Origin of the sequence: Streptomyces sp. NBC_01320 (assembly GCF_035974375.1) — a bacterium.
In the GTDB taxonomy this organism is placed as follows: domain Bacteria; phylum Actinomycetota; class Actinomycetes; order Streptomycetales; family Streptomycetaceae; genus Streptomyces; species Streptomyces yanii.
Map to the genome: position 1 here is coordinate 6,825,975 of NZ_CP108390.1, position 11,405 is coordinate 6,837,379.

11 protein-coding genes and 1 pseudogene are annotated in these 11,405 nt (G+C 70.0%); 6 read left to right on the forward strand and 6 right to left on the reverse strand.

What is annotated here, in order from left to right:
- Positions 1-223 precede the first annotated feature (223 nt).
- The 6 genes from OG395_RS31130 to OG395_RS31155 are packed head-to-tail and all read left to right on the forward strand — an operon-like array spanning position 224 to position 5,624.
- A complete protein-coding gene (locus OG395_RS31130) occupies positions 224-1,330 on the forward strand; it encodes an MFS transporter (RefSeq protein ID WP_327245887.1) in 1,107 nt (368 codons plus the stop codon).
- A complete protein-coding gene (locus tag OG395_RS31135) occupies positions 1,327-3,651 on the forward strand; it encodes a molybdopterin oxidoreductase family protein (RefSeq protein WP_327245888.1) in 2,325 nt (774 codons plus the stop codon). Before OG395_RS31130 ends, OG395_RS31135 begins: the two co-directional genes overlap by 4 nt.
- A 7-nt stretch (positions 3,652-3,658) precedes the next feature.
- Positions 3,659-4,261, forward strand: a complete 603-nt coding sequence (locus OG395_RS31140) for a 4Fe-4S dicluster domain-containing protein (RefSeq protein WP_327245889.1) — start codon at positions 3,659-3,661, stop codon at positions 4,259-4,261.
- Positions 4,258-4,974: a Rieske (2Fe-2S) protein gene (locus tag OG395_RS31145; protein ID WP_327245890.1), complete on the forward strand. Its 717-nt coding sequence runs from the start codon at positions 4,258-4,260 to the stop codon at positions 4,972-4,974. The genes OG395_RS31140 and OG395_RS31145 overlap by 4 nt, the downstream gene beginning before the upstream one ends.
- Complete coding sequence (locus OG395_RS31150) at positions 4,971-5,357, forward strand: DUF6755 family protein (RefSeq protein ID WP_327245891.1); 387 nt, start codon at positions 4,971-4,973, stop codon at positions 5,355-5,357. Before OG395_RS31145 ends, OG395_RS31150 begins: the two co-directional genes overlap by 4 nt.
- Positions 5,358-5,396: 39 nt before the next feature.
- Positions 5,397-5,624, forward strand: coding sequence for a hypothetical protein (locus OG395_RS31155; protein ID WP_327245892.1), 228 nt, complete (start codon positions 5,397-5,399; stop codon positions 5,622-5,624).
- Positions 5,625-5,656: 32 nt separating this feature from the next.
- Here the strand turns inward: OG395_RS31155 and OG395_RS31160 are convergent.
- The 6 genes and pseudogenes from OG395_RS31160 to OG395_RS31185 all read right to left on the reverse strand — a co-directional run.
- Positions 5,657-5,968 (reverse strand): annotated as a pseudogene (locus OG395_RS31160) (MscL family protein); the annotation flags it as partial.
- Between the two features lie 60 nt (positions 5,969-6,028).
- The gene (locus OG395_RS31165) at positions 6,029-6,613 is read right to left on the reverse strand and encodes a hypothetical protein (protein ID WP_327245893.1); all 585 of its coding nucleotides are present in this window, start codon (positions 6,611-6,613) and stop codon (positions 6,029-6,031) included.
- Positions 6,614-6,761: 148 nt separating this feature from the next.
- Complete coding sequence (locus tag OG395_RS31170) at positions 6,762-7,595, reverse strand: S-methyl-5'-thioadenosine phosphorylase (RefSeq protein WP_327245894.1); 834 nt, start codon at positions 7,593-7,595, stop codon at positions 6,762-6,764.
- A gap of 89 nt (positions 7,596-7,684) precedes the next feature.
- Positions 7,685-8,029 carry an FmdB family zinc ribbon protein gene (locus tag OG395_RS31175; protein ID WP_327245895.1) on the reverse strand — a complete coding sequence of 115 codons (345 nt, stop codon included), beginning with the start codon at positions 8,027-8,029 and terminating at the stop codon, positions 7,685-7,687.
- A 226-nt stretch (positions 8,030-8,255) separates the two neighbouring features.
- Positions 8,256-9,542, reverse strand: coding sequence for an MFS transporter (locus OG395_RS31180; RefSeq protein ID WP_327245896.1), 1,287 nt, complete (start codon positions 9,540-9,542; stop codon positions 8,256-8,258).
- Positions 9,543-9,845: 303 nt separating this feature from the next.
- Positions 9,846-11,366, reverse strand: a complete 1,521-nt coding sequence (locus tag OG395_RS31185) for a potassium/proton antiporter (protein WP_327249508.1) — start codon at positions 11,364-11,366, stop codon at positions 9,846-9,848.
- Positions 11,367-11,405: the final 39 nt, after the last annotated feature.

Below are 11,405 nucleotides of genomic sequence, written 5' to 3' on the forward strand. Positions count from 1 at the left end.
CCCGATCAGCGGACACCGGGAGTGTCTGGAAGGCAGCGGATGGAGAGGCGTACGGACGACGTCGGAAGGTGCGGGCCAAGGAGGTCCACCGTCCGCTTCCTCCCTTCGCGTCGCACGGCCTGCGCGCCGCCCGAAACCCGGCTGCGCGCCGTCCGGGCGACGGGCTCACCCTGCCGATGGCCCAAACAGGACTAATGGCCCTATTCATCCCTACGGTGGCTGAGTGACCGAGCCACCAGAAGCCGCAGCCGCAGCCACAGGTGCACCGGCACCGCCCGCCCCGGACGGTGCCGGTGCCGGCGTTCTCCTGTCCGTCACCTTCCGCGCGACCGCGGCCGGCGTCGTCGTCTCCGTCCTGCTGATCCTCGCGATCCTCTTCGGCAGCCGGCTTCTGGAGAACTTCGACTCCGCCCTCCTCCCGTACGCGGTCGCCACGGTCTTCCTCGCCTTCGGTGTCGCCTACCGCTACACGGTCTGGATCTCCGCGCCAGGCGCCCGGCGCCTGTTCCGGCAGGGCCGGCGGACCTTTTTCTCCATGGCCAACTTCCGCAAGGCCCCGACCGCCCTGCCGAAGATGATCGCCACCTATCTGGGCTTCCAGAAGTTCCTCGGCGCCCGCTCCCACGCCCGCTGGGCCGCCCACCAGCTGATCTTCTGGGGCTGCGTCCTCGCGTCGCTGATCACCTTCCCGCTGACCTGGGGCTGGTTCACCTTCACCTCGGGCAGCGGCTCGGGCCCCGGCTACGAGATGCGCATCTGGGGCTTCAAGATCATCGGCTTCGATTCGCTGAACGTCCTCGGCTGGCTGATGTTCCACGGCCTCGACATCGCCGCCGTGCTCGTCATCCCCGGTGCCTGCTACTTCCTGTGGCGTCGGATGAAGGACCGCGGCGCCATCACCGGCCAGCGCTTCGCCTACGACCTCGTCCCGCTGATCGCGCTGATCGTCATTTCCGTGACCGGGCTGCTGCTCACCTTCTCGTCGATCTTCCTGCACGGCGGCGGATACGAATTCCTGGCGATCCTCCACATGGTGTCGGTGGTCTTCACCCTCATCTACCTCCCGTTCGGGAAGTTCTTCCACATCGTCCAGCGCCCGGCCGCGGTCGGTATGCAGCTGTTCAAGTACACCGGCCTGCAGGACCAGGAGATCTTCACCTGCCGCCGCTGCGAGGAGCCCATCGACACCGGACCGTACGTCGAGAACCTCCGCGGCACCATGCGCGATCTCAGCCTGGACTTCGACGAGTGGGCCGAATACTGCCCGCGCTGCAAGAGGGTCCTGCGCGGCAGTGCCTATCTCTCCCATGTGAAGAAGGGCTTCAAGTGACCGCGGATCCGCGAGCCGACGACCCCCGTAGGGCCGTTCCGCTCGACCCGTCCCTCGCCCCGCCCGGCACCCGGGCCTTCCGGGACGCGGGCGGCATCCCTGCCGACCAGTGGCGCGCCGACCAGAACGGCGAGACCCTCGTCCCCACCCACTGCTGCTTCTGCGGCGTCCAGTGCGGGATGTATCTGCGTGTCGACCGCGGCGGAAAGGTCTTCGGCGTCGAACCCCGCAATCACGACATCAACCGGATGCGGCTGTGCCCCAAGGGCGTCAACGCGTACCAGCAGGTCAACCACCCCGACCGGCTCACCGCCCCGCTGATGCGCCGTTCTCGTGACGAGGCGTTCCGTGAAGCCTCGTGGGACGAGGCGCTCGACTTCACGGTCTCCGAGGTCAAGCGCATCCAGCAGACGTACGGCAACGACGCCTTCGGGGTGCTCGGCGGCGCCAGCCTGTACTCCGAGAAGACGTATCTGGTCGGCAAATTCGCCCGGGTGGCACTCAAGACCCGGCATGTCGACTACAACGGCCGGCTCTGCATGGTCAGCGCGGCGGGAGCCAACAAGCTCGCCTTCGGCATCGACCGGGCCGGCAACCCGTTCTCCGACATCCTGCTCACCGACTGCCTGCTGATCGCGGGCTCCAACGTCGGCGAATGCTTCCCCGTGATGACCCAGTATGTGTGGGGAGCCCGGGACCGCGGCGCGAGCCTGATCGTCATCGATCCGCGCGAGACCGCGATCGCTCGCACCGCCGACATCCATGTCGCCCTCAAGCCGGGCACCGACTCGGCGTTCTTCACCTCCGTTCTGAACGTCGTCATCGAGGAGGGCCTCACCGACGAGGCCTATCTCGCCGCCCACACCACCGGCTGGGACGAGGTCAGGGCCAAGGCCGCCGAGTACCCGCCGTCCCGTGGCGCCGAGATCTGCGGTGTCCCCGCCGAACAGATCGTTCAGGTCGCCCGGACCTTCGCCCGCGCCCCCAAGGCCATGGCCTGGCACGCCCGCGGCATCGAGCACCACTCGCAGGGCGTCGAGAACTGCCTCGCCGTGATCAACCTCTGCGCCGCCACCGGCCACATCGGCGAGCCCGGCGCCGGCTACGGCACCATCACCGGCCAGGGCAACGGGCAGGGCGGCCGCGAGCACGGCCAGAAGTCGGACCTCCTGCCCGGCGGTCGCTCGATCATGAACGCGGAGCACCGTCGGCAGATCTGCGAGATCTGGGGCATCGAGGAGTCCGAACTCCCGCCCGCCGGTACCTCGATGATGGAAATGGTCTGGCAGATGCAGCGCCGCGAGATCCGGGGCCTGATCGGCATCTGCAACAACCCCTTCGTCTCCCTGCCCAACTACAAAGTGGTCAAGGAGGGGTACGACGCCGCCGAATTCCATGCCCAATTCGATTTCTTCCTTTCCGAGACCGCTGTCAACGCACATGTCGTCTTCCCCGTCACCACCTGGGCCGAGGACGAAGGGGTGATGGCCAACGCCGAGGCCCGCGTCGTCAAGCACAACAAGGCCCAGGACCCACCTCCCGGGGTACGCACCGACACCTGGGTGATGTGCGAACTCGCCCGGCGGCTCGGCGTCGGCGACAAATTCGCGTTCGCCGACTCGCGCGCCGTCTTCGACGAGCTGCGGATCGCCTCCGCCGGCACCGTCAACGACTACTACGGCATCACCTACGAACGGCTGGAGGAGACCGGCGGCATCGCCTGGCCCTGCCCCTCCATCGACCACCCCGGCACCCCCCGGCTCTTCGAGGACGGCCGGACCTACCACCCCGACGGAAAGATCCATCTGCAGGTCGTCGACTGGCATCCGCCGATGGACCCGTACGACGACGAGCACCCCATGTCGCTCACCACCGGCCGCACCGTCGCCCACTTCCTCTCCGGCAACCAGACCCGACGCCTGGGCGGCCTCGTCGAACAGACCCCGCGCCCCTGGGCCGAGATCCACCCCTCCCACGGCTTCCGCAACGGCGAACCGGTCCGCGTCGTCACCAGGCGCGGAAGCGAGGTCTTCCCCGCCCTCGTCACCGAGGCGATCCGCCCCGACACCGTCTTCATCCCGTACCACTGGCCGGTACCCACCGCTGCCAACGCACTCACCATCGACGCCCTCGATCCCCGTTCCAAGATCCCCGAATACAAGGTGTGCGCCTGCCGCATCGAGCACGCCGAAAAGATCGACGAGGTCCCCGCACCTCCCGTGGCACCCGGCCACGTCGCCTATCCGGAGGCCCAGGTCTCCCGCACCGACCCGTGGCCGCCCACGTCCCCACAGGGCCGTGGCACGTCGGAGAGGGGCTGAGACCCGGATGATGGGAAGAACGATCTTCATCGACCCAGGGCGCTGCATCGGCTGCCAGGCCTGTGTCTCCGCCTGCCGGGAGTGCGACTCGCACCGCGGTAAATCGATGATCCACCTCGACTACACCGACGAGGGCCACTCCGTCGCCTCCCTCCCTACGGTCTGTATGCACTGCGAGGACCCGGTCGCCCCGTGCGCCGAGGTCTGCCCGGCCGACGCCATCCTGGTCACCGCCGATGGTGTGGTGCAGCAGGCCGACACCACCCGCTGCATCGGCTGTGCCAACTGCGTCAATGCCTGCCCCTTCGGCGTCCCGAAGATCGACCTCCAGGCGAAGCTGCAGATGAAGTGCAACCTCTGCTACGACCGCACCGCCTACGGCCTCGCCCCCATGTGCGCCACCGTCTGTCCGACGGGGGCGCTGTTCTACGGAACGGCCGAGGAACTCCAGGCCGAGCGGCCCGGTGTCCAGATCGCCGACACCTTCATCTTCGGCACGACGGAGGTCCGTACCGGCGTCGCGATGGTCGTTCCCGCCGACAAGGTCCAGTGGCCGGTGCCCGGAGGTCTTCCCGTCGTCGAAATCAACGGGAAGGACGTCCGCCGATGAGTGTGAGCAAACAGCCACCGGCCGGGGACCGGCACGGCGGGGACCCGCGCGAGGCACTGCACGACCGGATCGCCGCCGACTCCCTCACCTCCCGGCGGGACTATCTCCGGATCGTCGCCACCGTCTCCGGCGGGCTGGCGGTCGGCGGGCTCGGCGTGGCCTCCGGGATGCTTCCGCGCCACGGGGAACCCGAGGGCGGCAAGGCACCCGGGCCGACGAAGATCGCCGCCCAGCTCCTGCCGGGCGAGTCCCTCGCTTTCAGCTACCCGGACGAAGAGGACAAGGCGGTCGCCGTCCGGCTGAACGACGGCACCCTCGTCGGCTACTCCGCGATCTGTACCCATCTCGCCTGCGCGGTCCTCTGGCGCAAGGACCGTGGTGCGGAGGGGGAGCTCTACTGCCCCTGCCACGACGGCGTCTTCGACGCCCGCACCGGCGAGGTCACCGCCGGACCGCCGCCCCGTGCGCTGCCCAAGGTGGTGCTCACGGAGGAGACCGACGGCAGCGTCTGGGCCATCGGCACCACCCGCTCCGGCGAGAGCATCGAACAGGGACTGTGCCGCCAGATCAGCTCCGAGCGCCCGGACCTCGCCTCCCGGATCGGCTGCCCCTCCGTCCGGGGTGGCGGGGAGGCACCTCCCGCGCAGGCTCCCAGCGGGAAGGCGCACCGTACCCAGGCAACCGAAGCCGAGCCCCCCGGCAGGCGGACATGACCGACGCCCAGCAGCCCGCCGGCCCGGACCCGCGGGCCTACCCGGAGTACCACCCGGGCAGCGCCCGGCCGGAGCTGAACCGCCCCGTCCATGAGCGCTATCCGCAGATCCGCTCCACCAGCGGCTACGGCGACCCCCGGGTCCGCCGCACCGGTCCCGGCCCGGGAGCGGGCACCGACCAGGAACCCGAGCGCTCCTCGAAACTGACGGCCCGGCTGGCCCTGGCCATGACCGTGGTCATCGGCCAGCTCTGGGGCCTGACCGTCGTCGTCGACGAATGGATGGAGGGCAACACCGCAACGGCCTGGTGGGGTGCGGGCTTCCTCTGCCTGTCCTTCGCCGTCGTCCTCGGGCTCTGGATGCTCGACCCGAAGGACCGCTGACCGCTGCCGTACCCGGGAGAGCCGCCGTACCCTGGAGACATGAGCACCGCCCCCACCTCCGGACCGCGCGATTCGAAACCGACACAGCCGGCACACCCCGTACAACCGGAACAGAGGAAGCCCAAGCCGGCTCTGATCTTCGACGATCCACTGGACCAGCAGTCCGCGGACGATACGGACCGAGGGTGGGGTGAGCGGGCCCCGGGCGGCGACAGCTCCGCCGACCTTGCGCGCTTCCTCGACGAGAAGCCGCCCCACCACGTCTGAGCTACTCGTGCCCGCGCCCCGGGTCCTGGCCCGCCTGTCTTCGGGGCGGTGACGCAGGGTTCCTTGAGGCAGGAGCTGTAGCTCTCCAGATCCTGGGTGCCGAACGCGCCGACGAGCGGGTTGATGACGGTCTTGACGATCGCGTTCACGATGTCGGCGAATGCGGCGCCGCTGACGACCGTGATCGCCAGGTCGATCACATGGCCGCGCAGCAGGAAGGCGTTGTGGCCCTTCCCCGGACCGGCCTTCTTCTTCTCGCTCGCGAGTGAGTCCTCCTCCGCGGGAGCCGCAGGGGGAGCGCACTCTTCCCCGACCTGAGGAAGTACGCGGCAGAACCCCCCGATCCTCGCCTTCGGGCCGGTTGCCTGACCGTGCGTCAGTGCGCAGGGTGCGGTGGGTCCGGTTCAGCACAGGGTCACCGCAAGCCGGGCCGAGATCCCCGCGCCGGCCAGCGATGCGGCTGTGCTCCGCGGCACGGACAGCACGACCAGCGCGCCGCCCGCCGCAGGGCCTTCCACGGGATCCTCCGCCCAGCCGTCGCCCGGCGCCCGCGGCACCGCCGCCACCCGGGCCCCCTTCGCCACCACCCTGGCCTCGGCCCCGGCGCCCCCGGCCGCGATCACATCGACCCGGTCGCCGGGGCGCAGCAGCCGGACGGTTGCCGCATCCGCGATCCGGACCGGCGCCGACACCAGCGGAACCGGCCGTCGCTTCACCGGCCCGGCACCTGCTGCGCCCCCCGCACCGGCCGGGGCCTCGCCGCCGCCCAGTCCCGCGGCGGCCAGCGCCGCAGCCGTCAGCGCCAGCCCGGCCGCCATCGCGCGACGCTGGCGCCACATCGCACGCCGCAGCCGACGCCCCCCGCCCCCGCGCACCCGCAACGGCGTGAACGAGGGCACCCCGCAGGGCGCGGGCGCCGACACCGGCGGACCCGGGACGGACGGGCGTACATGAAGCGAGGAGGAGGTCGCAGAAGCGGGCGGGAACATGGCCAACACCACCAGTCGTGAGGAGCGCGGAGTCCGGACGAACGCCGACGCCCTCACTCTCCGCCTTCCGCGAGATTCCCGCTGCGCCCTGTGGACAGCCCCCACGGTGTGGACAACTCCGTCACCCACCCGCCACCGGGGCACCCTCCTACGGCAGTTCGAGTCCCGTCTCGATCCCGTCCAGCGCGTGCGCACAGGGACAGTGGCGATCCCCCTCCGCGGGCAGCGCGGTCACCGCGTCGAAGAGCACCGATCGCAGCCGGTCCACATTGGCGGCGAACACCTTCAGCACCTCCCCGTGGGAGACGCCCTCGCCTGCCTCGGCACCCGCGTCCAGGTCCGTCACCAGCGTCATCGTCGTGTAGCAGAGCCCCAGTTCGCGGGCGAGCACGGCCTCCGGATGCCCGGTCATCCCGACCACGGACCAGCCCATCGCCGCATGCCAGCGCGATTCGGCCCGGGTCGAGAAGCGCGGCCCCTCCACGACGACGAGTGTGCCGCCGTCCACCGGCTCCCAGTCCCTGCCGCGGGCCGAGGCCAGCGCGACCTTGCGCCCCTCGGGACAGTACGGATCGGCGAAGCCCAGATGCACCACGTTCGGCGCCACCCCGTCCGGCCGGGTCTCCCCGTCGTAATACGTCTGGGTACGGGTCCTGGTGCGGTCCACCAGCTGGTCCGGAACGAGCAGCGTCCCGGGGCCGTACTCCGGTCGCAGCCCGCCGACCGCGCACGGGCCGAGCACCTGACGTACGCCCACGGAGCGCAGGGCCCACAGGTTGGCGCGGTAGTTGATGCGGTGCGGCGGCACATGGTGGCCGCGGCCGTGGCGGGGGAGGAAGGCGACCCGGCGGCCGCCGATCTCGCCGAGGAAGAGGGAGTCGCTCGGCTGTCCGTACGGGGTGTCCACGCGAACCTCGGTGACGTCCTCCAGGAAGGAGTACAGGCCCGAGCCGCCGATGACACCGATCTCTGCGTTCACCATGCGATCACAGTAGCGGGGCGCAAAAACGCCGGGGACCCCGCCGAGTGGATCGGCGGGGTCCCCGGTGAAGAGAGGCTGGGTACCTCGGCTCAGGCGGCCGACGTACCACTCGCCGGCGACGCGGAGGACGTCGGCGAGGAAGAGGACGAAGCGGAGGCGGACGAAGCGGACGACTTCGAGTCCGACCCCGTCGAGGAAGGCGAAGCGGAACCGGATGCCTTCGCGGACGAAGACGACGGCGTGCTGCTCGACGACGATCCGCGGCTGTCGTTCCGGTAGAAACCGGAACCCTTGAAGACGATGCCGACCGCCGAGAACACCTTCTTCAGGCGTCCCTCGCAGCTCGGGCACACGGTCAGGGCGTCATCGGTGAACTTCTGCACCGCCTCGAGGCCCTCGCCGCATTCGGTGCACTGGTACTGATAGGTCGGCACTTGTCTTCCTCCTGGCACTCTCACTCGATGAGTGCTAACAGTCGTCAATGGTAACTGCTACGAGCCGCTGTTTGCAGTAATGTCTGTCACCTGCCCGCAGGGCAGCGGTCAGGGCTTGGCCGTCATGAGGGCCGTCTGCCTGAGTGAGAAGCTGTCACATTATGTGGCGGAGGAGTCACGCTGACGTATTCCGCTGAGCATGAGCGTGATGCGAGCGCATGAATCGTCACTTTCTGGCCGCGACAGGATCGCGGTGAACCGCGCCGCGTGCGGCCGTGATGGTCGTGCGGGCCGGTGTCAGCCTCGAACGCAGTGCCACCAGGGTGACCAGCGCAAGCATGGTTCCCACCAGCGGCACCACAAAGCCGGTGCTCGCGCCATGGGCGTCCGCGAGCCGTCCGGCGACCGTCACCGCAGCCGCCTGGCCGAGCGCGACCGAACCCGTCAGCCAGGTGAACGCCTCGGTCCGCGCGGACGCCGGAACCAGCGTCTCGACCAGCGTGTATCCGCTGATCAGCGCGGGTGCGATGGAGAGCCCGACGAGCAGCCCGAGCCCGGCCAGCAGCGGCACGGAGTGCACCGCCCACAGCCCCGAAGCGGTCAGCGTCAGCGCCGCGTACCCGGCGATCAGCCTGCGCCGCGGCCCGCTTTTCCAGGCGATGGCGCCGCAGGCGATCCCGGCCAGCATGTTGCCGGCCGCGAAGATCCCGTACAGCAGGCCGTTCGCGCCGGGCCGGCCGATCTCCTCGGCGAACGCGGTCAGCGAGACCTGCATGCCGCCGAAGACCGCGCCGATCCCGAGGAAGGCCACCGCGAGCACCCGTACGCCCGGCACGGACAGAGCGGAGACGCGCTGTCCGGAGGCGCCGGCCGCGGCGGCTCGGACCGCGGGCTGGGTGCGGTGCTGCGCCGCGAAGAGCAGCCCGCCCACCAGCGTCAGCGCGGCTTCCGTGACCAGCCCGGCCGCCGGGTGCACGCCGGTGCACAGCGCGGTGGCGAGGACCGGCCCGATGACGAAGGTGAACTCGTCCGTCACCGACTCGAAGGCGGCGGCGGTCGACATCAGCGGCGAGGCCTCCCGGCCCGGAGCCGCGCCCAGCAGGGCCGCCCAGCGGGCCCGCACCATGGGACCGATCTGAGGGACGGACGCACCTGTCGGAACGGCGGCCAGGAACAGCAGCCACAGCGGCGCGTCCGTCAGGGCGAGCGCGGTCAGTGCCGATACGGACGCCGCGTGCACGAGGACGCCCGGCAGCAGTACGGCGCGCTGGCCGATGCGGTCGGCGAGCTTGCCGCTCTGGGGCGCGAACAGCGCCATGGAGACGCCGGTGACAGCGGCGACGGCGCCCGCGCTGCCGTACGAACCGGTGGTGTGCTGGATCAGCAGCACGATGCCGATGGTCAGCATGGCGAAGGGTTGCCGTGCGGCGAAGCCCGGCAGGAGGAAGGTCCACGCACCCGGGGTGCGCAGCAGCTGCTGGTAACCGGGGCGGTCGGAGACCGTGGACGCCACGGTCCATGCCTTTCTGCCGCCTGGTAGCGGTGCCCCCGCCGGTCCGCACCTGTGGGTGCCGGTCCCGTACGGGGGCTGCCGAGAGCTGTCCTCTTCGCGCGGAACTGCGGTAGATGCCGGGCGCTCGCTGCAGAGGCGGAGGACGCCACGACCGCCATACGGTCGCGCCAGCTCTGCATCAGGCAGAGTTGGTCGATCAGGTGGAGTGACCAGATGTATCGATCAGGTTTCCTTCATGCTACAGGCAGGATTGCCTGCTTGCCTGCGATTGTGCGCAGACTCCTGGTCGTGCGCTTCGGATGGTCAGTGATGGGCCCTCGCGCCCCTGCTGTCCCCGTCGGTCCCCAGCCAGCTGGCCAGCTTGCCGCCCTCGCCGACTGCCCGCAGCCGCGACTCCGCCGCGTCGCGTACCGGATCGGTCGTGACGACCAGCAGTTCGTCCCCGCGCCGCAGCACCGTCGACGGCGCGGGGACGAAGCTCTTGCCGTCCCGTACGACCAGGGTGACCGCGGCTCCGGCGGGCAGTCGCAGTTCGGCGACCTCCACGCCGTGCATCTTCGACTTCGCGGGGATCGCGACCGACAGCAGATGACCGCGCAGCCGTTCCAGCGGCGCCGACTCGATGCCCAGGTCGGCGGCCTCGGACGGGTCCTCGGCGATCTTCAGGGCCTTGGCCAGCCAGGGCAGGGTCGGTCCCTGAATCAGCGTGTAGACGACAACGAGTACGAAGACGATGTTGAAGACGTGGGCGGAGCCCTCGATCCCGGACACCATGGGAATGGTCGCCAGGATGATGGGTACGGCGCCGCGCAGCCCCGCCCATGACATGAGGGTCTTCTCCTGCCAGGACATCCGGAACGGGATGAGCGAGATGAAGACCTCCAGCGGGCGCGCCACCACTGTCAGCACCAGACCGACGATCACCGCGGGCCAGAAGTCCTCGAGCAGGTCGTGCGGGGCGACCAGCAGTCCGAGCAGGACGAACATGCCGATCTGTGCCAGCCAGCCGAGCCCGTCGGCGAAGCCGCGGGTGGCGGGCCAGTGGGGCAGTTTGGCGTTGCCGAGGATCATCGCGGCCAGATAGACGGCGAGGAAGCCGCTGCCGTGGAGCATGGCGCCCGCCGCGTACGCGGACACGGCGATCGCCATCACCGCGATCGGGTAGAGGCCGGACGCGGGCAGGGCGACATGACGCAGTCCGAACGAGCCGAGCCAGCCGACGGCGATACCGACGGCCGCGCCGATCGCCAGTTCCAGGGCGATCTCGCCGACCAGTACGTACCAGCTGTCCACCGGCCCCCTGGTCGAGAAGGCCACCACCAGGATCACCACGGGGGCGTCGTTGAAGCCGGACTCGGCCTCCAGTACACCGGTGATCCGGGCCGGCAGCGGCACCTTGCGCAGCACGGAGAAGACCGCGGCGGCGTCGGTCGACGAGACGACCGCGCCGATGATCAGCGACTGCCGCCAGTCCAGGCCGACCAGATAGTGCGCCCCTGCCGCGGTGACGCCGACGCTCACCGCGACGCCGACGACCGAGAGCATGGCGGCGGCGGGCAGCGCCGGCTTGATCTCTTTCCACTTCGTGCCCAGGCCGCCCTCGGCCAGGATCACGACCAGAGCGGCGTAGCCGAACGCCTGGGTGAGTTCGGCGTTGTCGAACTTGACGTGGAAGATCCCGTCCTGCCCTATGGCGATCCCGATGCCGAGATACAGGAGCAGGCTGGGGAGGCCGCTGCGGGACGAGATGCGAACCGCCACGACGGCGACGAGCAGCACGAGTGAGCAGACGAGCAGGAGTTCGTTGAGCGCGTGGACAGTCAGTGGCCGTTCCTTCCCTGCGTACGCCTGCCGAATCGTCTT

Excerpts from the sequence above, each read along its gene's own strand:
- OG395_RS31140 (WP_327245889.1), top strand. The coding sequence starts at position 3,659 with ATGATGGGAAGAACGATCTTCATCGACCCAGGGCGCTGCATCGGCTGC.
- OG395_RS31145 (WP_327245890.1), top strand. The coding sequence starts at position 4,258 with ATGAGTGTGAGCAAACAGCCACCGGCCGGGGACCGGCACGGCGGGGAC.
- OG395_RS31150 (WP_327245891.1), top strand. The coding sequence starts at position 4,971 with ATGACCGACGCCCAGCAGCCCGCCGGCCCGGACCCGCGGGCCTACCCG.
- OG395_RS31155 (WP_327245892.1), top strand. The coding sequence starts at position 5,397 with ATGAGCACCGCCCCCACCTCCGGACCGCGCGATTCGAAACCGACACAG.
- OG395_RS31165 (WP_327245893.1), bottom strand. The coding sequence starts at position 6,613 with ATGTTCCCGCCCGCTTCTGCGACCTCCTCCTCGCTTCATGTACGCCCG.
- OG395_RS31170 (WP_327245894.1), bottom strand. The coding sequence starts at position 7,595 with ATGGTGAACGCAGAGATCGGTGTCATCGGCGGCTCGGGCCTGTACTCC.